This window comes from Halostagnicola bangensis (assembly GCF_054653435.1).
The window spans coordinates 53,047-75,351 of sequence record NZ_BAAIGG010000002.1 but is presented as its reverse complement, the minus strand read 5'-3'; the positions used below and the strand labels follow the sequence as shown (position 1 = coordinate 75,351).

At 57.4% G+C, this 22,305-nt stretch carries 21 protein-coding genes; 8 read left to right on the top strand and 13 right to left on the bottom strand.

From position 1 onward, the window contains the following. Positions 1 to 187: 187 nt before the first annotated feature. Positions 188 to 2,110, bottom strand: coding sequence for a transposase (locus tag ACYQ14_RS01920; protein WP_459884272.1), 1,923 nt, complete (start codon positions 2,108 to 2,110; stop codon positions 188 to 190). Between the two features lie 302 nt (positions 2,111 to 2,412). Further along, positions 2,413 to 2,790, bottom strand: a complete 378-nt coding sequence (locus ACYQ14_RS01915; protein ID WP_459884270.1) for a hypothetical protein — start codon at positions 2,788 to 2,790, stop codon at positions 2,413 to 2,415. Positions 2,791 to 2,912: 122 nt separating this feature from the next. On the opposite strand from ACYQ14_RS01915, the gene ACYQ14_RS01910 reads away from it, so the two are divergent. After that, complete coding sequence (locus ACYQ14_RS01910; protein ID WP_459884268.1) at positions 2,913 to 3,170, top strand: hypothetical protein; 258 nt, start codon at positions 2,913 to 2,915, stop codon at positions 3,168 to 3,170. 9 nt (positions 3,171 to 3,179) lie between these two features. Here the strand turns inward: ACYQ14_RS01910 and ACYQ14_RS01905 are convergent, their stop codons facing one another. Then, the gene (locus tag ACYQ14_RS01905; RefSeq protein WP_459884265.1) at positions 3,180 to 3,770 is read right to left on the bottom strand and encodes a hypothetical protein; all 591 of its coding nucleotides are present in this window, start codon (positions 3,768 to 3,770) and stop codon (positions 3,180 to 3,182) included. Positions 3,771 to 5,909: 2,139 nt separating this feature from the next. Here ACYQ14_RS01905 and ACYQ14_RS01900 point away from each other — a divergent pair. Next, the gene (locus ACYQ14_RS01900; protein ID WP_459884262.1) at positions 5,910 to 6,302 is read left to right on the top strand and encodes a DUF5805 domain-containing protein; all 393 of its coding nucleotides are present in this window, start codon (positions 5,910 to 5,912) and stop codon (positions 6,300 to 6,302) included. After that, positions 6,292 to 7,332, top strand: a complete 1,041-nt coding sequence (locus ACYQ14_RS01895; protein WP_459884259.1) for a tyrosine-type recombinase/integrase — start codon at positions 6,292 to 6,294, stop codon at positions 7,330 to 7,332. The genes ACYQ14_RS01900 and ACYQ14_RS01895 overlap by 11 nt, the downstream gene beginning before the upstream one ends. A 288-nt stretch (positions 7,333 to 7,620) precedes the next feature. Here the strand turns inward: ACYQ14_RS01895 and ACYQ14_RS01890 are convergent, their stop codons facing one another. The 5 genes from ACYQ14_RS01890 to ACYQ14_RS01870 form a co-directional block, all read right to left on the bottom strand. Next, the gene (locus ACYQ14_RS01890) at positions 7,621 to 7,854 is read right to left on the bottom strand and encodes an HVO_2901 family zinc finger protein (RefSeq protein ID WP_459884257.1); all 234 of its coding nucleotides are present in this window, start codon (positions 7,852 to 7,854) and stop codon (positions 7,621 to 7,623) included. A 241-nt stretch (positions 7,855 to 8,095) separates the two neighbouring features. After that, positions 8,096 to 9,511, bottom strand: a complete 1,416-nt coding sequence (locus ACYQ14_RS01885) for a class II fumarate hydratase (protein WP_459884255.1) — start codon at positions 9,509 to 9,511, stop codon at positions 8,096 to 8,098. Positions 9,512 to 9,634: 123 nt separating this feature from the next. Next, complete coding sequence (locus ACYQ14_RS01880) at positions 9,635 to 11,314, bottom strand: PH domain-containing protein (protein WP_459884252.1); 1,680 nt, start codon at positions 11,312 to 11,314, stop codon at positions 9,635 to 9,637. Further along, complete coding sequence (locus tag ACYQ14_RS01875) at positions 11,311 to 11,772, bottom strand: PH domain-containing protein (protein ID WP_459884250.1); 462 nt, start codon at positions 11,770 to 11,772, stop codon at positions 11,311 to 11,313. Before ACYQ14_RS01875 ends, ACYQ14_RS01880 begins: the two co-directional genes overlap by 4 nt. Before the next feature lie 50 nt (positions 11,773 to 11,822). Further along, complete coding sequence (locus ACYQ14_RS01870) at positions 11,823 to 12,074, bottom strand: BolA family protein (RefSeq protein WP_283837329.1); 252 nt, start codon at positions 12,072 to 12,074, stop codon at positions 11,823 to 11,825. 105 nt (positions 12,075 to 12,179) lie between these two features. Here ACYQ14_RS01870 and ACYQ14_RS01865 point away from each other — a divergent pair, with 105 nt between their 5' ends. Further along, positions 12,180 to 12,692, top strand: a complete 513-nt coding sequence (locus ACYQ14_RS01865; RefSeq protein ID WP_459884248.1) for a DUF7523 family protein — start codon at positions 12,180 to 12,182, stop codon at positions 12,690 to 12,692. Positions 12,693 to 12,700: 8 nt separating this feature from the next. Here the strand turns inward: ACYQ14_RS01865 and ACYQ14_RS01860 are convergent, their stop codons facing one another. Next, entirely contained in the window at positions 12,701 to 13,969 is a 1,269-nt protein-coding gene (locus ACYQ14_RS01860; protein WP_459884246.1) for an MFS transporter, read from the bottom strand. A 198-nt stretch (positions 13,970 to 14,167) separates the two neighbouring features. On the opposite strand from ACYQ14_RS01860, the gene cysS reads away from it, so the two are divergent. Continuing rightward, complete coding sequence (gene cysS / locus ACYQ14_RS01855; protein WP_459884244.1) at positions 14,168 to 15,670, top strand: cysteine--tRNA ligase; 1,503 nt, start codon at positions 14,168 to 14,170, stop codon at positions 15,668 to 15,670. Positions 15,671 to 15,773: 103 nt separating this feature from the next. Beyond that, on the top strand, positions 15,774 to 16,421 hold the full coding sequence (locus ACYQ14_RS01850) for a DUF6517 family protein (RefSeq protein WP_459884242.1): 648 nt from the start codon (positions 15,774 to 15,776) through the stop codon (positions 16,419 to 16,421). 31 nt (positions 16,422 to 16,452) lie between these two features. On the opposite strand, the gene ACYQ14_RS01845 is transcribed toward ACYQ14_RS01850, so the two are convergent. The 4 genes from ACYQ14_RS01845 to ACYQ14_RS01830 form a co-directional block, all read right to left on the bottom strand. Further along, entirely contained in the window at positions 16,453 to 17,574 is a 1,122-nt protein-coding gene (locus ACYQ14_RS01845) for a presenilin family intramembrane aspartyl protease PSH (RefSeq protein ID WP_459884240.1), read from the bottom strand. Positions 17,575 to 17,799: 225 nt separating this feature from the next. Continuing rightward, the gene (locus ACYQ14_RS01840) at positions 17,800 to 18,051 is read right to left on the bottom strand and encodes an H/ACA ribonucleoprotein complex subunit GAR1 (RefSeq protein ID WP_459884238.1); all 252 of its coding nucleotides are present in this window, start codon (positions 18,049 to 18,051) and stop codon (positions 17,800 to 17,802) included. Beyond that, positions 18,051 to 18,332 (bottom strand): signal recognition particle subunit SRP19, encoded by a 282-nt coding sequence (gene srp19 / locus ACYQ14_RS01835; RefSeq protein ID WP_283837321.1) that lies wholly within the window; start codon positions 18,330 to 18,332, stop codon positions 18,051 to 18,053. The genes ACYQ14_RS01840 and srp19 overlap by 1 nt, the downstream gene beginning before the upstream one ends. 135 nt (positions 18,333 to 18,467) lie before the next feature. Continuing rightward, positions 18,468 to 19,640, bottom strand: a complete 1,173-nt coding sequence (locus ACYQ14_RS01830) for a PGF-CTERM-anchored ABC transporter substrate-binding protein (protein WP_459884237.1) — start codon at positions 19,638 to 19,640, stop codon at positions 18,468 to 18,470. 61 nt (positions 19,641 to 19,701) lie between these two features. Here ACYQ14_RS01830 and btuC point away from each other — a divergent pair, with 61 nt between their 5' ends. Together btuC and ACYQ14_RS01820 are read left to right on the top strand one after the other, a co-directional pair. Further along, positions 19,702 to 20,832, top strand: coding sequence for a vitamin B12 ABC transporter permease BtuC (gene btuC, locus ACYQ14_RS01825; RefSeq protein WP_459884235.1), 1,131 nt, complete (start codon positions 19,702 to 19,704; stop codon positions 20,830 to 20,832). Beyond that, entirely contained in the window at positions 20,829 to 22,292 is a 1,464-nt protein-coding gene (locus ACYQ14_RS01820; RefSeq protein ID WP_459884233.1) for a heme ABC transporter ATP-binding protein, read from the top strand. Before btuC ends, ACYQ14_RS01820 begins: the two co-directional genes overlap by 4 nt. The last annotated feature ends 13 nt before the right edge of the window (positions 22,293 to 22,305 follow it).

The window sequence follows — 22,305 nt, the reverse complement described above, 5'->3', positions numbered from 1 at the left end:
CAGTCTGATTCCACCGAAGTAGCGATTCTATCGCTTGGTGCCACGATTATTTCGCCATAAATCACGCAGAAATTGGTTCTCTCGACTTGCCACTGTTCGGATATTGCCAACGTAGAGAGAAGAATCGGCTATTCAGCGCCGCTCTGGATACAGCAGTAGCTCACGAGTTAGCTAACACGGATCAAAATCAGGCGCTCGGCGGCGGCTTGAGCCCGAACTGTCCTTCGGCGACGGCGAGAAACCGGCTTGCCGTCACGAGCGGCGTGTACTCGGGATCGTCCTCGACGGATAGCTTGACCAGGAGATCGACGAGCCGCCAGGCGTTGTAGAGCGTACACGCGAATGCGAAGCCGAAGAACCGGAGCGTGTGGTCCTTACTCCCGCTGCGGGGCAAGAACTGGCCGATCTTCTTGTAGCCGTTCTCGATACCCCAGCGATTGCCGTACGTCCGAATCATCCGGGCCGCTGCGTGCTGTTGCTCCCGCTTCGGAATCTCGTCACGCCCCCACTTCTGACGCTTGTCGGCCAGTGGATGGTTGGTCTCGAAGGGGACGTACACTTCGCCGATATTCACGTTGTCAGCGGCCTCTTCTTCCTCTTCGCGGATGTCTGAGAGTAGTTCTTCAAACGGCGAGTCGTCGTCGAACTCGTCCTCGTTGACGGCACCGAAGTCCCTGATCAGTTCCTGGCGCAGACTATCGCTCGAGTCATCCCCGTCATCTTCATCGTCCTCGTCAAACCCGATGTTCGGGACGTACAGCGTCTTTCGCGTCGGCATCCCGAGTCGTTGCTCTTGATCGTAAATGCGGATGGTCTCGCCGTTCTCCCACATGCTCCACATCCGGCGCTTATCGGTCTCGTTCTTACTTTTCCGGTTGAGGTAGTAGACGTCGTGCTTTTCGGCGGCGTTTTTCGCGGCTTCGCTGTCGAAGCCAGCATCCATCATCACAAGTTCGATATCATCGACGAGGTCGGTCGCCGTCGCAAGCAGCTCGTCGACGATCTCGCCTTTCGTCATCCCGCGCCGCACCGGGACCGCGTCGAGGACGATCGGGATGTCCAGGCCGACGACCTGGACGGTCGCCCACTGGAAGTAGTACTGTGTTCGCGTGTCGTTGTCGTTCTTGTAGCCGAGAATCCACGGCTCGATATTGTCGCCGTCCTCGTTGTGCTCGATCTCGCCAGTCCACGGGTGCCCTTTCGTCTGGTCGATGGCGACGGCCAGTTTCCCGACAAGTTCGCCCTCACGCCGAGCCTTACGGACGAGATCGCGGGTTACGGATTGCAGTAGTTCACGGATTTCGTTTATCTCGAACTTCTTGAGCTCCCGCCGGTGAGTGCTGGGGTAGTGAACACGGTCGTGATCGGATTTCGCACTCATGTTGCCCAGCCCACTCTCGGGGAAAACGTCGTCGCTTTCGGTGGCGAGATAGGCCTGCGCGTCGAAGAACGTGGAGTCGGGGACCTGCCAGTTGTGGTGCCGTTTCAGCTCCCAGTGTTTGAGAACCATCGGACACATGTGCTCCCAGACATCCCCTGTCTTCTCAACCGTCAGTTCGCGGATCGTCGGGTCGTCCTCGTCAGCTTCGTCGGCGTTGACGTCGTCGGGTGTGAAGACACGTTCGGGTGCCGGAAGCCCTTCATCTCGGGCGTACTCGACGAGTCGCTCGGAGATCACCTTACACGCGCCTCGGTGCCGGGGTGTGAACGTCTCTTCCCAGATATCACGGAGTTGTGTGTAGCCCGGCGGATCGGCCCTTTGATCCTGGCGATCGAGGAAGCCGATGAGTAATGCGAAGTCATCCGGTTCGTGGAGACGGTCGTGCAGCTCGGAGATGTTGAGCCCGCGTGCCTCTCGGAGAATATGGGCTAACATCCAGAACTCGATCGGCTTGTAGTTGTGGTGCCACTTGGCTCGAGAGTCGGGAATCTCGCCGTCGAATTGAACTTTCGAAACAAGATAGTCGATGTCTGGTGCGTCAGAGGCCACAGCAGTCTTCTCGACATGAACCTCTATTGGACCATCGATGTGGACGGTGCACGAGAAATCGAGTTCGTACTTATCGAACTCGCGCAAGCCCGCCGTCGATCCCTCCGAGGCCTTCGACATTTCCTGACTGTTGGTCTCGTTGACGTAAAAGGTGTACGATACCGCGGTAAAAGTAAAAAATAGCTATTCAGCTGATATCCGTATGTTGTGTCCGAACTAATGGAGATATAATCGTCTGCAATAAAGTTGAATTTTTGTCCGTTGAATATACTACTTCAACCTGCTATTTATGCCACATAATTCACAACGCTTCTAGAGACTGTGTCCAGGAATTTCAATCACGTCCTCCCACTTGTGATCCAGGAAGTCACACCAAACTGTCGAGCGTTCAGTTTCTTCGCTGCCTGACTCATCGGATGGCATTAAAATTTGACTTTCTGGTATATTGGTACATTTTCAGGCGCTTCTTCATCGAACTCTTCAGTCGTCTCCCTCGCTTTTCGCTCACTACTGTAGTCGGTCCACAGGCTACCAGAACCGGCGAAGACACCGTACCTCGTCTTTGGTTGGGGTTCTGACGGCGTCACGTTATCGATCCTGTCAGGGTCGTATAACTCCATTCCACCCCAGTGGCTCACCGCAATCTTGTCTTCTGAGGAGACGAACGCATTATCTACATGTTCCAGAACTTTGCTACCGCCAGCACTAGTAATCTCGACAATCTGCTCTTTGCCTTCGGCTCGCTTTTCGTTGATCTGATCGACAGTTGACTCTGCATCAGGTTGCTGTTGTGAACTCATGACTTATTTCATCATTATTTACTTCTCCAAGAAAATGGGTTTAATCCACAAATCCGAGACTATTGCCAATCACTCCTAAATAGACAGACACCTATTTATGCTTCCATAAAATACCGATGTGTATGAGAACAGAAGGAAATACAGCATCAACGGTCTCAGATAGCGGATCAGATACTTCGTCAAAAACGAATCAAATCTTTCGAGCAATTTTAGTGATTGGTATATTAGCAATAACACCGTTTATTGTTTGGCAGTTCATGATCCCTATAACATTTGCTCACCCATTAGGAATTGTAGTTGTGACCCTACTTTTGGTAATGATTGGGTTTGGGCTATATATTATTGCAGAAGGGAAATTGCCTAATCGGATTGGAAAATAAATCTACGTTCTATTCTCTCGAATCTGCATCCCAGTCTCCATCAGCATATCCGTCAATTTCTATAACTGGACTTGCTGATTGAATACATCCTTGGAAACAGAGATTGAAATCTCCTTCTGTGAGATATGTGACCGAATTCTCTCCTTCTCCACCGCTAACATCTTCAACTTCTGTCCCATCATATGACCAGCCAATCTCATGGGTTTCTCCAAGGGAAACGGTTCGGTCAACTGAAGTGACCTCAGTACCATCATAGGACCACTCAAGTATTGCAGTGAATGTCCAAAGGTCGCCTGAAATAGGGTTCGTTCCAGTATAATCAGCTGTCACCTCTTTCCCGGAATCAAGAATGCCCACAATGTTGTCTGGGAGGTCAACCGAGACATCAGTTGGTTTGAGGCTTTCCAACACGAGGTCCTTTTCATCCTCCTCTAGTTTCTCAAATTTTTCTTCTGGGTTTGCGGATTCTCGAAGTTTTGATAGAAGATCTTTTGCTTTTTCTTCTTCGTTCTCATTCAGATCTACGTCATCATAATCATCCGCAAGTACGGACTGTGAACCTAATCCTGTGACTGTAATTGCAGCAATTGTTCCACTCAATGCCTTGAGCACTGAACGACGGCTTTTATCATCTTGTGCCCTATGATGATAGTCATACTACACTATATTATTTCTTTTGGCCATTGGTAATGTCTGATGGGTTGAATAGTGTCTGCAAGGGTATCATAGAACCCTTGTTACACCATGATGATCGTATTCCTCAAGTTGTTCCTCGTTCGTAGTTGGTGATTTTACCGACAAGCTCCGGGGGATCGTCTGTGACGATACCGACGACTGATATCTTCTCCTACTTCAGAGAAAGGGCGGGTCAGTTGTGAACAGTGATCCGTGAAATCCATCAGATTGGCAAGTGGCCACCAGCAGACCTGTGCATTATCCCCCTATCTTTGAACATCAGTGATCAGATCAACGCCCATCGTATGCAGTTCGATAAGGCTGATTACGTCTTCCATCATTATGAATTAAATGTCTCTTTCGCGCATGGAGCGCCTTGAGCGTGAGGTTGAGCGTCTCCACAACGAACTGGAAGAAGAGATATATCTAACCTATCCGAAGTCTGAAGTACCGATTACCTGTACCGTCGTGGTGAAATTCTATTGACCGGCAGACCAATCCAAGCGGTAATCAGCTACTTCGCTGGAATCACCCCAGTCCTTCGGTATAGCGACATAGAATTTATTTGTTCCACTTCGGCCACAGCCATATCATCAAATAACCAATCATTACGAATGAAGTAGCAGTGACCAATACTAATAAACGAGAGAGAGAGAGAGCTTCGATAACAACAAGGACAGTTGGGACGAACGAGAGCGCTCACCGCTTCAGAACTCCCCCACAAATAGACCTCGTCGGAAACGAATTCGTGCTCGAGAAACCACTCCAGGTACTCGACCAACCCCGAACGCGGGAGTCGTCGGTAGTGTGATCAATGGATTACCGTCAGAGACGAGGAAGGCTAGTTTGATCATCCGGAAGAGACGGTTCGAGGCGGATCCGGCGGTGCCGAACCAGGGGGTAGCGCCCGCAAAGTAATTCAACACCTCTCGATAGCACACGACCCAGGTTATCCGTGTAACAGGCCCAATACTACGGAATTTGCGCTCCCGATCTGTTGACACTGACTCGACCCCCCGCTGGGCAAAAAACAACCACGAGGGGCGGCAGATGCCGAGAATCGGTGTGCCGAGGAGAGGAGTTCCGAGGGTTGGCCACTCCCAGCAATCCCACCCGCCACGGACCGTGAGTACCCCTCCAGATTTGCACTAGTTGATGCTCGATGAGATTGGTAAACTCGAATACCCCACCGCTGAGCAAATTGAAGATTTGCGACGTACGCGAATTGCGACGAAAGGCGCTTTCGCCTTTCGGCATGACGAGACGGCTCGCCGTCTCGAACCACTTCGATTCGCTTGACTCAGGATTCCTGCGTCTACAGGCCCATGAGGACTCACAACTTCGACTCGAATTCCCGTTTTCGTGAAACGGATAGTCGAGCGATGAAGGCATCCACCAGAACGCAACAACAAATGCTCGACGTCGGAACTAGCGGAGTCTGTAGCCCTGCCAAAAGGCCCTGAGTGGACTGTGAAGGCGTTTCGGTGATGGTTGCGTAATTCCCACCACCACAGTATTTGACCCTGTTCTCTGCTCAAGCGAACCGATTTCGACCACCGATACCGATCCGTCCGCCTCGAGACGCGTACTTCTCGACTGATGAACGACTCCGAAAATATCGCCGAACGAATACGTGACCTATCGATACAGATCGATGCGCGAGGCCGAGCGACTGGATCTACAGAGAGCGATTTTCGAGATCGAGAGAGATGCAGATTTGGGGACGTTCACTAGCGCCCCAAACTATTCGGAAAGGTGGAGAAATCGCTCACTGCAACCTGCGTTTTGACGTTATTTATTCTCTCCCCCCAAATACGGAATTATATTGGATCGAACAGCATAAGTGAAGTGATATATGTGACCTCTCGATTGGAGACTCACTGTTATTGAACGAAGTCGTCGCTGGAGTACCTCAATTTTATCTCGAACTGTGGGGTTTTGTAGTAGTTATATGTTGAACCATGGGGCTGTATTTGGTGCCAATAGAGTCATGATATTCGAGATAAGATTACTTAGCTCGAAATATGGGATAGATTGAAGGTCCGAGAATCGAATGCGTTCAGTATGGCGGAGTCGACCGAAACATCTCGGAAATCAGTAAAAACCTACGTTCCCGAGTACCAGAAAGACGAGTGGAAATCCCACGCCGAGGAACTCGGAATGAGCCAGAGCGAATTCATTCGAACGATGGTTCAAGCCGGACGAAAGGGGTTCGATTCCCCGATTGAGGAACCCCGTTCTCCGGACGCTACCCCTGGGGGTAACGGCCTCGAAACACGGGTGCTCAATTTACTTTCTTCTGACACGTACTCGTGGGAGGAACTCCTCGAGGCAGTAAGTGACAACATCGAAGAACGGCTCGAGGAGACGCTCGAGGAACTCCAGGCCGAAAACCGGATTCGATACAGCGGCCGCCACGGCGGATACACCACTACCGGTGATACCGGTGGCGACTGAAGTCGACTCGGCTGAAGCCGTTTCCGACCCAATCGAGTACTTCCTGGACGATCAGCGATATCACGGGAAAAGCGAACGGACGCTCGAGGCCTACGAACGCGTTCTCCGAGAATTCGAGAGCTACATCGGTTCGGAGTTCGCCGACGTCGATTCACCCGGCGACGCCGAACGACGCGAGTGTATGGCCTGGATCCATTCCCTTCGAGGGCGCCGAAAACCGAGTACGATCGCGACCTACGCCTCGTATCTCAACCGGTTTTACGACTACATGAGCCGCGTCGGAACCTTCGAGGACAATCCCATGGCGCTGGTCATGGAGGAGATGTCCGAATCAATCGATACGAACCCCACGCGGCGGGATATCTCGATTTCGGAAATGCGTTCGTTCGTCGACTCGATCGGTCACCCCCTCGAGCGAGCGGTCGTCGTTACCCTGCTCAAAACGGGGATGCGTGTCGGTGAATGCTGTAATCTCGACGTTCGAGACCTCGATATGGACGTTTCGGCCCTCGAGTACGACCTGGACCCGCGCGTTCAACTCGAGCGCCGACCGAATTCGTTGTTCGTCTCCGCAGAGCCTTCTCGAGGGGCAACCACCAACGGAGCGGAGCGAACTGCGTCGAACAAACGGGAACGGGACACGATTATCCCCGTTGATGAGGAGTTCCGTCGGGTTCTCCTCGAGTGGCTCGCGATCCGCCCCGACGGTCGCTCTCCTGCGGAACCGCTCTTTCTCGATACCGGCGATTCGTGGGGAGCGCGGCTTACTCCGGCCGATATTCGATATATCGTCGAAAAACACGCTCGAGAACGGGGCTGGTATCGCACGGGTGGCGGTGCAACCGAAAACGTGACGCCTCACTACTTCCGGCACTTTTTCACCACGCATCTTCGGGATCGGACCGGTGACCGAGGTGTCGTGAAGTATCTCCGCGGAGATGTCGCGAGCGACGTCATCGATACCTACACGCACAACTGGGGAGATCAGGTTCGAACGGTTTACGAGCAGAACATCTACTCCCTTTTCTGAGCGGTTTTTCTATCGAATGCTAATATGGTTATTTCGTTTACTACAATCATACTCAATGACTGCCGTCTCGAATCGGGCAAGTAAAGCGTATTTCGCTATATCATATTTTCTCCCTGAAGACACTCAACAGATGCTACCCAACTTCTCCGAGGCGGTGGCTGGGACTGAACCATCCTGGCCAACGCCCCAAACCGGATCCAGAGCGGAGACGCCACAAGCGGCGTACTCGAGGGGCCTTCAGATCGAAATGAGCGCGTCGTAGAACCGAATCAGTGACACCCAGACGAATTACTGCGTCGCAGTTCGGACGTCCCCGACGTTGAAAATATCCTCTTGCAGTCCGTTCCCATCGCAATCGTCGTTCGGGCATTCGTAGTGCCATCCGTCACGCGTCGCATCGCCCTCGCGAAATCGATCCCCGCAAACGTGACAGTAAAGTTGTGATTTCTTACACGAATCCCGGTGCAGCTCGAGCGCAAGTTCAGTCTGAAACGACTGATTACAGTTACGACAGGTGTGCATGTTTCGTCAGACGACAGCATCCGTAAAAACTGCTTGGGTTCTCTTATTCGACACGAGCGGCTCTGGTCGGCGTCCTTTCTATCGATTCAGTTCCACGAACGCAAACGAACGACGAGAGGAGTCCTCGGATTCGAAAGCTCTCGTTTTCCGCCTCTCGAAAGCGATAAGCGAGCGCGATCTCGTCCGGAGTTAGTGTCTGAAATAAGTCACGTCCTGTGTTACGACCGGTCAGTCTTCCGGTCTACTCGTCCTGGCCGAGAATGCCTCGTTCGGTCATCTTGGCCGGATCGAGAACCTCGTCAGCCTCATCCTCGGTGAGGTACTCCTTTTCGAGGGCGACTTCGCGAACGGTTTTGTCCTCTTTGAGCGCCGTTTTGGCGACTTCGCTAGCCTTGTCGTAGCCGATGTGGACGTTGAGCGAGGTCGCGAGCGCCATCGATTCGAGCACTGCCGACTCACAGTGGTCGCGGTTCGCTTCGATCGGGTCGACGAATCGATCCGCGAAGATCGAACTCGAGTTGGCGATCAGTTCAGCGGACTCGAGGAAGTTGTGCGCGAGGACGGGTTTGTAGAGATTGAGATCGATCTGGCCTTCCGCGGCGGCGGCAGAGACCGCGGCGTCGTTGCCGATAACCTGTTTGTGTACCTGATTGACGGCCTCGGCGACGACGGGGTTGATCTTGCCGGGCATGATTGAGGAGCCGGGCTGGTTTTCGGGCTGCTCGAGTTCGCCGAGTCCGTTTCGAGGACCGGATGCGAGCAATCGGAGGTCGTTTGCGATCTTATTGAGCGAGCCGGCGACGACTCGAAGCGCGCCGTGTGCCTCGGACATCGCGTCGTGGGCCGCCTGGGCCTCGAAGTGATTGTCGGCTTCGCGGAACTGAACGCCCGTCTCTTTGGTGATGTACTCTGCCGCGCGGCCGGGGAACTCCTCGTGGGTGTTCAGGCCCGTTCCGGTCGCGGTTCCGCCGAGTGCGAGTTCCGAGAGGTGATCGCGGACCTTATCAACCCGGGAGAGTCCCTTTTCGACCTGAGCCCGGTAGCCTCCGAACTCCTGGCCGAGCGTGACCGGCGTCGCATCCTGAAGGTGCGTTCGGCCGGTCTTGACGACATCGTCGAACTCGTCTTCTTTCCGCTCGAGGGACTCACGAAGCGTATCGAGCGCCGGGATGATGTCCTTTTCGACGGCCTCGAGGGACGCAACGTGCATGGCCGTGGGGATCACGTCGTTGCTGGACTGACCATAGTTGACGTGGTCGTTCGGGTGAACGACGCGGTCACCGACCTCTGCACCCATGATTTCGGCGGCGCGGTTCGCGATAACCTCGTTCGCGTTCATGTTGGAGGACGTTCCCGAACCGGTCTGAAATACATCGACGGGGAACTGATCGTCGTGTTCGCCCGCGATGACCTCGTCGGCTGCTTCGATGATCGACTCCGCGATTTCGTCGTCGACGAGCCCGAGGTCTCGATTCGCCTGTGCCGCGGCCTTCTTGACGACGCCGAGGGCCCGAACGAACCGCCGTCCGAACGAGATTCCCGAGATGGGGAAGTTCTGGATCGCCCGCTGGGTCTGTGCGCCCCAGTAGGCGTTTTTGGGAACCTGCATTTCGCCGAGACTGTCCTCCTCGATGCGGAACTCGTCATCGTCTGCCATACGCGGAGTGTGTCGGTGAGTCAGGTAAAAGCCACCGAAAGCCCGACGCCAACGGCGGCAAGCGGCGCGGAGATGACACACGGCGATCGATCGAAAGTGCGGTTTCGAAGGGCTACAGACCGGTCAAGTAAAGTCTACAGTTAACCCGAGATCATCGTCCCGGGCTCGCTCGCGCAACGTCCGCTGGAGCTGTTTTCGACTGGTGACGTTTACGTCTCGAGCGTCCTCGAGTTCCAGGTCATAGATCGTCGGTGCGGTCATCGAGAACGAACTAGAACTCGCGGTATCGACGACGACCGAGGCGAGACCGAGCCGTCGCTGAAAGACCGACCGGCGCGTCGAAACCGTCTGAATGCGGTAATAGGGGATGACGGTCGTTCGACGACGCCAGAAGCCGCGCCGAACCACGAGGTGATCCTCGCCGACGAAATACTGGATGTTGACGTAACGCAGGTGAGCCGCGGGCGGAACGGCGACGAACACGACCGCGGAGAGGTACCACTGCTCGAGCGTCGTCGCCAGCGAGACGCCGAACGCGATGGCAACGATCACTCCTGCGATAATCGAGTACCGGGCGAGGTACCGTCTGCGAGCCAGTTCTGGCGGGCTGAGGAACTTTGGCGTCTCAGCTCCGGTCAGTCGCTCGGTGAACTCGTAGACCCGTGACTTCCGGGCGAGCGGAACAGCGGACTGACTGCCGCTACTGCTTTCCGGGCCGTAGCCGGCCGTCTCGATCCACATTCCCGCGTAGTCGATCAGCCGCTGTAGCGGGTTGTCGGTCACGGTGACCGACTGAATTTTTCCGGCAGGAATCGAGCCGCTATAGCGCTGTACCAGTCCGCGTTCGTAGACGAAGTCCTGGCCGGCACGGCTGAGTTTGAAGCCGTAGTACGTTGCGAACGTGTAGGCGACGCTCACGAGATACGTGACCGCAACCGCGTAGACGAACGAAACAGCCGTCAAAATACCGTAATTTCCGGCGGTTCCCGTCTCGAGGTTTTCGGGTCCGCCGACCGGTTGTGCGACGGTGAGCAGATGATTGATCACCGGGTCGATAGCGATGAAGACGAAAAACAGGAGCGCCGCACCCACTGCCGGACGGAACGACGTGAACGAGTACAAGAGCAGCTCTCGAGCCTCGAGATCGAACAGCGATTTTTCCCGTTTGGCGTGATCCCGTCGCTGAGTGACTGTCGAAGTCGATGCGGAGTCGGCTGATGGCTCCCCACCCCGACCATCTACAGTCTCGTCGGGGTGTTCGATCGGATCTCCCGCTTCGTTTCGGTCCCGAACGGACTCTGAATCGGCCGCTGGAACGTCCTCGAGGTCATCCGCCGAAGACTTCGATCGCGTTTCCGTCGCCTTTGCAGTTCGGCGACGAATCTCCCGCTGAAGCCGGTTTGCTTCTTCCTCGCTGACGAAATTCAAGACGGCTTCTGTATTGCCACCGCCTGCGGTTTCAATCGAGACGACGGCGAGACCGAGGAGCCGCTGGAGAATACCGACCCGAACGTCGACGTTCTGGATTCGTCTGTAGGGTATTTCTCGAGACCGCCTCGAGAAAACGCCTGAGGAAACGTCAAACGTAGTGTCAGTGATCTCGTACTCGAACCGAAAGTAGTAGACGATTCCGTAAGTTCCACCGAGGAGGAACCCGAGCGGGACGGCGACGGTCATCCAGGCGCCCGAAACAAAGTCGACGAAGGCGGCAAGCCCGGTGACAACCGTGAGGGCGATAAATAACCCGGCAAGCGCACGCCGAAGTGCCAGCGTGACGGCACTCAATGGGTGAAGTCGATTCATACGGCGTCGTCCGTATCGCTCTCGACGGCCAGTTCTCGGAGCGTATCCTGCAAACTCCGGGCACGGTCGGGCGTCAATCCGGGAACCCGGACATCCGCGTTTCGCGATCCTGCAGTGTAGACGACGACGCTCGAGAGGCCGAGCGCGCGCTCGATGGGGCCGAACTGGGTATCGACGTGTTGGACCCGAACGAACGGCACCGCAGTTTCGACGAACGTCACGACCCCTCGCTCTAAGTAGAGGGCGTCGTCTTGCAGTTCGAACTGCCAGACCTGATAGAGCCGAACCGCGTAGGCGATTCCGAGGATTGCGGCGACCGCGATCACCGCGGCGATCACCTCCATCGGAACGTCGACAACTATTCGATCAACACCGACGAGCACCGCGCCGAGAATCGCTGCGACGATCGCACCTTGTGCGATCCATAGCAGTCGAATCCGGGAATTAAGAGACTCCATGTCAGTATCGTATTAGTTCTGAACGATAAATGTAGGGTTATCTCGGTCGGTTACGAGGCGTCCTCGTACTCTTCGGGCGTGTAGGTCGATAGCTCGAGAGCGTGAATATCGGTCGTCATGTGCCCGTCGAGTGCGTCGTACACGTTCTGGTGTTGTTGGACCAACGAAAGGCCGTCGAACGCCGGGGAGACGACCGTCGCGGCGAGGTGGTCGTCGTCGTGTTCTCCCCTCGCCCGCGTGACGGTCGCGTCGGCGTCTTCGAGCTCCGATTCGATGAGGTCCTCGACGTCTGCTGGATTCATATCGGTAGCTTGGGGTCCTCGAGGCAAAAGCGCCGCGGTACGGCCGTACCGCCCAGCGCTCGTACATCCACGTCGTTTATGCTGGTCGACTTCCCGAGTGAGCATATGTCCCTCGCGAGCGAGACGCGCCGGGCGGCACGGAATCATCCGTTTTTGATTACCGCACTGCGCGCTGGCGTTATCAACTACACCGCCGGCGCACGCTTTCTCGATGTCGACGGCGAAAACGAAGCCGTCGCGACGGCGCTTCGCCGATACGCAGAAGAGCTTCCGGAGTACGACGCAAAATCGCCGGAGATCCGCGTCACTATGGAAAGCGGTATCGGACCGGTTCAGGTTGACGGGGAGGGTGCCGATTTCGAGAACGTACTCTCAGTCGGCGGATCGCCGTTCGGTCCAGACGGTGACGGACATACCGCCGTTTTCGCGTCTGGGGCCGTCGATCCATCGCATTTGGGTGCAGCTTTGCAGGCGCTCGAGTTCGAGGATATCGAGGTCGTCGGCGCGGGGTTCAGCGACGGGGCGGTGATCGTCGTCGTCGAGCGACTGGCGGGAGCGAACGCCGTTCGAACGATCGAACGTGTGCTCGAGGAAACCCCGACATCACGAAGCGGGTAAAACTTCCCTCAGTATCGACTGTTTTCGACGTTCCACAGCGCTGTAACGCAAATTGCACCGATTACGAGTACCGCTATCAGCGAGTTGAATCCGACGGTCACTCCGAACCTCGCAAAACCGAGGCCAACCAGTACGGCCCCAAGACTGCCGCCGAGATAACAAAGCGACCGAAGTCCGCCGATCATCGCACCCGTATGCCGATCGGAGCAGTCGCTTGCGTGGCTGTTAATAACACGATCCCGAGCGGGAAGGATACTGTTCAGGCCGAGGCTGAACACGGCGAGCGTGGCGAGAACGTGCGGTAGCGAAGAAACGAACGAGAGCACAGCGAGCGCAACGGCGGCGGTTACGAATCCGGCAACGAGAATTGGGATAGCACCGACCCGATCTCTGAAAACGCCGCCGATGAGAGCCGCTATCGCCCCGACGCCGAATATGCCTCCGGCGTAAAGACCACCGACCGTAAGCGAAAGCGATGTCGTTTCGACCAGATATAGCGGAAGAATAGCCAGAAGAGAGTTCGACGTCGTCGTGAACGCCGTTCCGAACGCGATCACTAGAAGCGTGGTAGTCGCACACAGATGCTCTCTGAACGTCGAAAGCGCCTGTCGCGCAGTCGGCCCACGCCCGACCTTCGAAGCGGATCGAATCGATACGGGGTTCACGAGATAAGCGAGCAAAACGAGCGGGACGGGAACGAGAGCGAGTAAAAGCGGTACCGTATAGACGTCGTATTTCGTGAGTAATATCGCGATAGCGACGGGACCCACCACGTATCCCAACGGGTTCGCAGCGGTGAGCAGTCCCAACGCAGCCCCTTCCATCCTATCGGGAACAGTGTGAGCGACCGCGATCTGGCTGACTGCTCGATAACTCCCGATTCCGGATCCGATAACGAGAACAGCGAGGAAGACGTGTGCGTAACTGCTAGCGACGGAGAGCGAACCGAGCGCAACGGTAGTCGCCAGAATGCTGGATGCGATAATCGTTTCAGGATCGAAACGATCGGCGAGGAGGCCTGCGGGGAATTGGCTTAGTGCGTACCCGCTGAAAAACGCGCCGAAGAGAACGCTGACCCCCGTGTAGGTTATCCCTGTTACCTCCAGAAAGTCGGGAAGGGATACCGAGAACGTAATGCGGTAAACGCTTAGTACGAACCAGATCAGCGAAAGGATGGCAACGCCGATAAACGCCGATGGAACGGTCTCAGGGCCGATCGGGGAGACTAACGTAGTACCGTCGTCAGCGTGTCCCCTTCCCGATTCCTTTTCACCCATTGTATCAGATGATAAGAGAGAAGCACATAACGTTTCTTATCTTGTTACCATACTGTCTCTTTCACGGCGGATAGTTTTGTCCGCAAACGCTCCTAGCCGTTCCCTTCAGCCGGGACCCGGCCGGGGAGGTTCCCGAACGACCAGAGAGTTCGTACCCTATCCAACGCTTTAACTTCGATCCGTGGTTACGGAAACGTAATGACCCTACGTATAACGAACACGCTGACGGGTGAATCCGAGCCGTTCGAGCCACAGGACCCCGATAACGTCTTGCTCTACTACTGTGGCCTGACGGTTTCGGACCCGCCCCACCTCGGCCACGCACGCTCGTGGGTGCACGTGGACGTAATGCACCGCTGGCTCGAGTATCTCGGCTACGACGTTCGACACGTCGAGAACTTCACCGACGTTAACGAGAAGATCGCCGCACGCGTGGGCGAAGACGACCTCGGTGAGAGCGAAGCGGAGGTCGCTCGGACGTACATCGATCGGACGATTTCGGATATGCGATCGCTCAATCTCCTCCGAGCGGAAGTCTACCCTCGAGTCTCCGAACACGTGCCAGAGATCATCGAACTCGTCGAAACGCTGATCGAAAAGGGCTACGCGTACGAATCGAACGGATCGGTATACTTCGATGTGACGCAGTTCGAGGAGTACGGGAAGCTCTCGAATCAAAATCTCGAGGAGATCGAAGAACAGGGCGAACCGGACGAACGAAGCGAGAAGCGCCATCCGGCTGATTTCGCGCTCTGGAAGGCCGGCGGCGTCGATCCGGACGCGATCAAGGAACACCGCCACGAGGGAGTCGCGGGCGAACCGCCCGAGGGGCTGACGTGGGACTCCCCCTGGGAAGAGGGCCGTCCCGGGTGGCACATCGAATGTTCGGCGATGAGCATGACCCACCTCGGCGAGACGCTCGACATCCACGTCGGCGGACGCGACCTCGTCTTTCCACACCACGAAAACGAGATCGCTCAATCCGAGGCGGCAACCGACCACCAGTTCGCGAACTACTGGCTCCACTGCGAGTTGTTCCAGATGGACGACGAAAAGATGTCCTCGAGTCTGGGCAACTTCGTCACCGTTAGCGATGCCGTCGACGCGTGGGGAACGAACGCGCTCCGAACGTTCCTCACCGCCGGCTCGTACAACAGCAAACAGCTGTACTCCGATGAGACGATCGCCGAAGCCAGAGAGCGCTGGGATCGGCTCGAACGAGCCTACGAAACCGCCGTCGGCGCCGTCGATTCACCCGACGCGAAAACGAAAGCCGAAGACGACGAGCTTCGAAACGCGGTCGAAAGCGCTCGAGACGAGTTTACGGCGGCGATGAACGACGATTTCAACACCCGAAAAGCCCAATCGGCCCTGCTCGAGGTCGCGACGGCGATCAACCGTCATGTAGATGCGGTTGCGGAAACCGAGCACGGCGATTTCGACTACCGCGGGCTCCGCCGCGCCGTCGAAACGCTCGAGGAACTCGGTAGCGTCCTCGGACTCTCCTTCGACGGCGAGACGACCGGGTCTGCTGAGCTCGCAGGGGATGTCGTCGAACTCGTTCTCGACGTTCGTGAAGAAGAACGCGGCCGAGGAAACTACGAGCGCGCCGACGAGTTGCGAGACGAACTCGAGGCCCTTGGCGTCGAAGTGCAGGACACGGACGACGGGGCGACGTACCGACTCGAAACCGACGAATAACCCAGTTGAGCCCCACTTTCGCCACCGGTAGGATCGGATTACACGACGGTGGAGTCGGGAGGGCACACGATACTTTTACTGCTACCGGAAGTGGCCGAGTACTATGAACCGACGAGTATTCATCGCAACCGTCGGGGCCGGGGGTAGTGGACTCACTGCGGGGTGTATCGGAAGCTTTCTCGAGGATTTGACCACGTACGAGGCGATACCCGCTGCGGTCTCAGGCCACGCGCTCGAGGAAACTGGCTACGAGCACGACGGAACCGATGAGTGGGTCGAAGAAGAATCGGTCGCGAGCGAGACGGTCGAAGTGACGAACTACGCGAACGAGTACAGTCGAACGATCGACCTATCGGTGCTCGGCCTCGGTGAAATCGAGGCCGGCGTGTTCGGAACGATCGCGACGCCACAGGTCGAGATTGCCGGAGAAAATCACAACCCCATCGGAGAGATGGGGCCGGGAGAACTTCTCGAACTCGTGCAGGATCGGTACGAAGAGCTTTCCGTGGATACCCAGACAGACGTCGGTCAACGACGACTCGAGACGCTTTCACAGGCGATATCGATTGCGACCTACGAGGGCGAAGCAGAACTCGATGAGGAAGGGAGCGTCGGCGTCTTCGTCGATCTTTGCCAACTCGACAATAAAGAGGATCACCTGGTTTTCGCGGGCGTCTATCCGCAGGACATCCCCGACGAAAACGAGCGGATCGACAGCTTGATCGAAGGTGTCGAGCACGGGGACGAGTGACGACTTCTTAGAGACTGAACGCGGCCATAACTTAGAGACCGAACGCGGTCATAATCGACAGCCCGCTTGCAAGAGCCCCGACGAGATAGCCGGCGATTGCGCCGCCGTTGAGTAGCGGTAAGCCGGCGTGGGCTCTCCCCTTCATCACCATATACATCAGAATAAGGAGGCCGATGTTGGTTCCGATGACCGCGCCGAGCGCCGGTGCGTTCAATGCGATTCCCGGAACGTCGATCGTGCCCGCTTCTATGAAGAACGCGGCGCTTGCAACCAATATCGTCGGGATCACCGCGTCGCCAAGTCCGATAAAGAGGGCGTCTCGACCGCGTTCCTGGTCGCTACCGCTATCCTCATTCGTTTCGTCCGTGCTCGTATCCGAGTCTTTTTCGCGCTGTTCGAGGAGTGCACCGCCGTTTGCGCCACCGCTCTCTGAGCCACCGTTTTGTTCGAGTTGCGTGTCTTCGTCTTTCGTAGTTGTCCTCGCGTTCGAAGCGTTCTCATTGCTCTCCGAACTCGACGTATCCTCGAGGACGCCGTCGGTACTCCCTTCGGAGAGATAGGAGTAGGGAAGCGTCGTCGGGACGATGAAGATGACGGGGATCTTGAGGTCCATTACGCCGTCGGCAAGATCGAGCATGTGTTCGGTTTTGTAGACGCTGATCGCGTCGTACACTGCGAGCACGGCGAGAAACAGGATTGCCGGGAGTAAGCCGAAACTGATGCCGAACAACCCAGCAGCGCCGGCACCCATCACCACTCCGGCGGTGTCGATGACGTACCACTCGGGATACAAAAGGAGTGCACCCGCGACGCCAGCGGCGGCCAGCACTGCGACCGCGTTTACCGACCCAACCGTGACAACCGGCGGGATGATTTCCATGAAGACGAACCAGGCAAGCATGCCGCTCACGCCGATGATCAACCCTCGAATCAATCGCTCGGCGTCGTATTTAAATGCCGCGAGCATCAGTCCGGTAGCGACGAGGATGACCGCAAAGTAGATCGCGCTGTTAGTTGGATCCGTAGGGTCCTCGACGGCCTGGCGGTCGGAATCGTGGAACGGTTCGACTAGGGCTAATGCGCCGAGTTGGACGCCGAGAAACAGCAGTACCGTCACGCCGACCGCGAGGACAATCCGAGCCCGATCGTTCATGTAGGGGTCTTTGGATCCCTATGGTATCTGTGTTTTCTTCTTCGAGGAGGGAGAGTCGAATAGCTCGATGACGGGCATCTAGGCGCTCATAGGGTCGGTTATACCTGTTTCCCGGTTTGTCGCCAGAACGAGGGTGGCGAATGGACGGAAATGACTTCCAACCCAACCGACCCTATCAAAGATGAGACTCGAAACGAAACGGGACGACCTCAAAAATGAACATGACTACCGAGCGTACAATGTCGTACTGACCAACGACGGTTTGTGGACGTCGTCGTCGGTCGTCACCGCAAGGTACGGTTTGTCTACGGGACCGAACACGTCGACGACGCGTCCGATCTCCTCGAGGTTATCGTCGAGGACGGTCGTTCCGATCGCGTGGTCGATGTCGTCCGCCGATTCACCCGTCGTATCGTCGTCCGCTCTGAGGATCGCGAGTCCCTGTGAAATCCGGACGACCTGGCCAACCCGACGCATCACTCTCGCATCGCGACGACGTAGGCCGCCACGGCCTGAACCAGATCGTTCTTCGTCGAATCCTCCGCTCCGCGGACGACGACGCGACCGCGCTCGTCCCACGGGGCTCTCGAGTAGGACTTATCGCGTTCGACGACCGCGTCGTAACCGATCTGCTGGACGGCCTGTGCGATTTCGTCGACTGTGGGCTCGTCGACGGCGAGATCCTCGGGGACGCGTCGTCCGTCGGCCCGAGAACAGGTCGCATCCAGATAGGCGGGCCAAATGACGTTTTCGACCATACTCGTCCATGCGAAGGCCCGCGAGTAAACCCTTTTCATAGCGATGGGGACTCGAGGCCGAAACAGTCGAACGAATTAGTTCGAGGTCGGAACAGGCGGACGGATTCTAACGTTTCGTACTGACGAGAGAACTGTCTACGAGCGACGTCGAAGCGCAAACAGGCTCGCCGCGATCAGTGCCGCCGCAGCGGCTGGGACGCCGAATCCAGGAATGGTATCGTCGCCACTTTCGTCGTCTGTGGTCTCCCCTTCGTCGTCACCCTCGTCGTCGTTTGCTCCGTCGTCCCGGTACTCCGCATCGAGTTCCTCGAGATCGGCTTCGATTGCTGCGTAGGCGTCTGGATAGACGCCTTCGACGATTTCATCGATAGCGAAGACGACCTGCGGGGCGGGCTGACTCATCGTGTTATCGTCGACGGGCAAGATGTTGTCTTCCTCATAGGCTGTCGTTTCGTCAACGCCGGCGCTGAACTCGTACTCGTCCATTCCGTCGTCAGGATGGATGATCCATTCTGGGTCCTCGTCGACGATCTGTTCGGAGTCGACTTCGCCCCAACCCTCGAGCCCGACTCGTTCGGCGAGGTTTTCGACGCCAGCGGTCGTCAGCACCTCGTCCTGGAACGACTCGGTTCCGGCCGTTTGTCCGGCGCGCATGTCGTAGAACGCGAGCGGTCGATCGTCGGCGTCCTCGGCCGTCGCGTTCTCGAGCAGGTCGATCCGTTCGTCCATCCACTCGACCGAGGTTTCCGCTCCGTCGCACTCACCGACGAGTTCGCCCGTGGTGAGCGTATTGTCCTTTACGTCGTCTATCGAATTTCCTTCATCGAAGACGTAGACATTAAGTCCGGCTTCGCGAAGCTGTTCGATGTCGTCGTCGAACGTGGCGTTCGCCGCAAGCACGATATCAGGATCGAGCGCGACGATTTGTTCGTCGAGCACCGTGTAATCCTCGTCCATTACGGCTTCTCTATCGCCCATCTCGAGATCTTCGGTTGCCGGTGTGTCAGGCATTCCGTCGAGTCGGTCCTCGGCACCGATCTCGAACATCGTCTGCGCATCGCTGGGCTGGAGCGCGACGACTGAATCGGGTTCCTCCTCAAGGGAGATCGTTTCGCCCGTCGCATCAGTGTGTTCGACGGGATACTCACACTGTGCATCTGCGGGGGTTGTCGCCGTCGAATCTACCACACCAGCCGTGCCCGTTCGATCGCCCGCGTCGACTTGTGCGACTGGACTCGCCGAGACCAGCGGAGCAAGCGCTGAGACGACGAGTAAAACGGTCAAAAACACTGCCAATTGCTGTTTCATCTGGGTGTGTATCCACGATACTTCAACAAATATTTGGCTACTCCAAGCGTGGTTTTGTTCGATGAAGCGATCGGTCCGAACCGTCACCTGGTCGGCCGGCTTGACCTGCCTTCTCGTCGCCGTCGTGGTCGTCAGCGCCGGGCTCGGATCGGTCTGGATCGAACCCACAACTGTCGGAATGGCGATCCTCAACGCGATCGTTATCCCGACCGGGATCGCGATGGAGAGCGGCTCTCTTCCCGTGGTCGGCTGGTCGGTTCCGGTTCCGGGCCTCGAGTACGCCGGGGTATTCTCGTTCGACGTCTCCGCGACGAATCAGGTCATCGTCGAGACGCTTCGCCTCCCTCGAATCGCACTCGCTGCGACGGTCGGATTTTCGTTGGCGGCCGCCGGAACGGTGATGCAAGGGTTCTTTCGCAATCCGCTGGCCGACCCGTCGATAATCGGCGTTTCCTCGGGCGCGGCCGCCGGCGCGGTTGCCGCGATCGCGTTTCCCGCACTGATTCCCTTCGGCGGTCTCCACCTCGCGGCGTTCGTCGGGGCGCTCGGAACGGCCTTTCTGGTCTACGCGATCGCGACCGAGGGCGGACGGACGCCCGTCGCGACGTTGCTCCTAGCCGGTGTGGCGGTTCAGGCGTTTCTCGGTGCCGCCATCTCATACATGCTCGTCTACAGCGGCGACGACCTCCGGGAAGCCGTCATCTGGATGATGGGACATCTCCACAACAGTTCCTGGGGAGACGTCGCGTTCGCCCTGCCAATCTCGGTCGTCGGGGTTCTCATCCTCGGCGGGTTCACTCGAGAGATGAACGTTCTCTTGCTAGGTGAGGAAGACGCCCATCACCTGGGCGTCAACGTCGAACGGACCAAACTCTTCTTGCTCGCGCTCGCGAGCATTATCACCGCCGCGGGAGTCGCCGTCGCCGGCGTCATCGGCTTCGTCGGCCTCGTCGTTCCGCACATCATGCGGTTGATCGTCGGTCCCGATCACCGAATCCTGCTCCCGACGAGCGCGCTCGCAGGCGCATCGTTTCTCGTCGCGACGGATACGATCGCCCGGCTCGATTCTGTGTCGTTACCCTTGGGAATCGAGTTCGGAATGCCCGTAGTCCCGGTAGGTATCGTCACTGCCGCGCTCGGAGCGCCGTTTTTCCTCTTCCTGCTCACTCGACGGGAGGTGCACTCGGTATGACTAACCGATACGGAACGGCCGATGACGAGGGTTTGGACGCTCGCGATTCGAGCGAAACGGTTGGTACGGTTTCCGTCCGAAACCTCGAGCTCTCGTTCGACGATGTCGCTGTCCTCGAGGACATCTCACTCACCGTCGAACCGGGCGAGTTCGTCGGATTCGTCGGTCCGAACGGGGCCGGAAAGACGACGCTACTCCGCGCCATCAGCGGCGCACTCGAGCCCGACGCGGGTCGGGTTACGATCGACGGCGTCGATATCCACGACGTGTCCTCGCAGGCCTCGAGCCGGCTCGTCTCAGTCGTCCCGCAGGATACGAGCCTCTCGTTTTCGTTTCCCGTCCGGGACGTTGTCGAGATGGGGCGTCACCCGCATCGATCTCGGTTCTCTCCGCCGACGCGCGAGGATCGGGACGCGGTCGACCGAGCCCTAGAGCGGACCCGTACCGAAGCCCTCGCGGATCGCCCGGTCGACGAAGTGAGCGGGGGCCAACGCCAGCGGGTCGTGCTCGCTCGAGCCGTCGCACAGGAGACGCCCGCCCTCCTGCTCGACGAACCGACGGGGAGTCTCGATATTAACCACCAGATCGAAACCCTCGAGTTGGTCCGCGAGCTGGTCGACAGCGGTCGAGCCGTCTGTGCGGCAATTCACGACCTCGATCTCGCGGCGCGGTACTGCGACAGGGTGGTGATGCTCGCCGACGGCGGCATTCGGCGGACGGGAACGCCGGAGGCGGTGTTATCTGCGGAGACGCTCTCAGACGTGTTCGATTCGAACGCGGCCGTGACCGAGAACCCGGTCACCGGAACGAGTACGGTCACGGCGCTTCCGGCCTCCGAAGACGCCGATTTCAACGGAAGCGCTGATTTCGATGGAGGCCGCAAAACGGAAACGCACACCCCTACGGTTCCCGATCGCGTTCACGTCCTTGGCTCCGGATCCGCAGCCGTCGGCGTGGTGGCGCGATTGAGGAATGCGGACGTCGAAACCTCCCTCGGCCCGGTTCCAAGCGGCGATATCGCCGCGGAAACAGCTCGTCGACTCGAGATCGAACGGATCGAAGCGCCGCCCTTCGATTCGCTCTCCGAGAGCCATCTCGGAGAGCTGGAGCAAGCAATCTCGGAGAGCGACGCGGTGGTATTAGCCGACGTGCGAATCAGCTCGGGCAATCAGCTCGTTCTCGAGGCGGTCGCCGCGGCTGAACCGCTCGTCGTGATCGAAACGCGGTCGTTCGAGGACCGACACTTCGCAGGTGAAGAAGCCAAAGAACTGTACGAAACGTGTCGTGTGCGCGCGCTCGAGGCGAACACCGAACGGGTTCTCGAGGCAGTTTCGCGGGCGACCGCCGAGGATGTCGATTTCGCCGGGCCGGATGCGAGAGAGTCATCCGAACCGGCAAAATCGACGACCGACCCGACAGAGACGAACTCACCGGAGTCGTCGAATCCGCCGGGACGGTAACGGGTAATCTACT

Excerpts from the sequence above, each read along its gene's own strand:
- ACYQ14_RS01820 (WP_459884233.1), top strand. The coding sequence starts at position 20,829 with ATGACTAACCGATACGGAACGGCCGATGACGAGGGTTTGGACGCTCGC.
- srp19 (WP_283837321.1), bottom strand. The coding sequence starts at position 18,332 with ATGGTCGAAAACGTCATTTGGCCCGCCTATCTGGATGCGACCTGTTCT.
- ACYQ14_RS01845 (WP_459884240.1), bottom strand. The coding sequence starts at position 17,574 with ATGAACGATCGGGCTCGGATTGTCCTCGCGGTCGGCGTGACGGTACTG.
- ACYQ14_RS01830 (WP_459884237.1), bottom strand. The coding sequence starts at position 19,640 with ATGAAACAGCAATTGGCAGTGTTTTTGACCGTTTTACTCGTCGTCTCA.
- cysS (WP_459884244.1), top strand. The coding sequence starts at position 14,168 with ATGACCCTACGTATAACGAACACGCTGACGGGTGAATCCGAGCCGTTC.
- ACYQ14_RS01860 (WP_459884246.1), bottom strand. The coding sequence starts at position 13,969 with ATGGGTGAAAAGGAATCGGGAAGGGGACACGCTGACGACGGTACTACG.
- ACYQ14_RS01910 (WP_459884268.1), top strand. The coding sequence starts at position 2,913 with ATGAGAACAGAAGGAAATACAGCATCAACGGTCTCAGATAGCGGATCA.
- ACYQ14_RS01880 (WP_459884252.1), bottom strand. The coding sequence starts at position 11,314 with ATGAATCGACTTCACCCATTGAGTGCCGTCACGCTGGCACTTCGGCGT.
- ACYQ14_RS01870 (WP_283837329.1), bottom strand. The coding sequence starts at position 12,074 with ATGAATCCAGCAGACGTCGAGGACCTCATCGAATCGGAGCTCGAAGAC.
- ACYQ14_RS01900 (WP_459884262.1), top strand. The coding sequence starts at position 5,910 with ATGGCGGAGTCGACCGAAACATCTCGGAAATCAGTAAAAACCTACGTT.
- ACYQ14_RS01915 (WP_459884270.1), bottom strand. The coding sequence starts at position 2,790 with ATGAGTTCACAACAGCAACCTGATGCAGAGTCAACTGTCGATCAGATC.
- ACYQ14_RS01885 (WP_459884255.1), bottom strand. The coding sequence starts at position 9,511 with ATGGCAGACGATGACGAGTTCCGCATCGAGGAGGACAGTCTCGGCGAA.
- ACYQ14_RS01865 (WP_459884248.1), top strand. The coding sequence starts at position 12,180 with ATGTCCCTCGCGAGCGAGACGCGCCGGGCGGCACGGAATCATCCGTTT.
- btuC (WP_459884235.1), top strand. The coding sequence starts at position 19,702 with ATGAAGCGATCGGTCCGAACCGTCACCTGGTCGGCCGGCTTGACCTGC.
- ACYQ14_RS01920 (WP_459884272.1), bottom strand. The coding sequence starts at position 2,110 with ATGTCGAAGGCCTCGGAGGGATCGACGGCGGGCTTGCGCGAGTTCGAT.
- ACYQ14_RS01840 (WP_459884238.1), bottom strand. The coding sequence starts at position 18,051 with ATGCGTCGGGTTGGCCAGGTCGTCCGGATTTCACAGGGACTCGCGATC.
- ACYQ14_RS01850 (WP_459884242.1), top strand. The coding sequence starts at position 15,774 with ATGAACCGACGAGTATTCATCGCAACCGTCGGGGCCGGGGGTAGTGGA.
- ACYQ14_RS01875 (WP_459884250.1), bottom strand. The coding sequence starts at position 11,772 with ATGGAGTCTCTTAATTCCCGGATTCGACTGCTATGGATCGCACAAGGT.
- ACYQ14_RS01890 (WP_459884257.1), bottom strand. The coding sequence starts at position 7,854 with ATGCACACCTGTCGTAACTGTAATCAGTCGTTTCAGACTGAACTTGCG.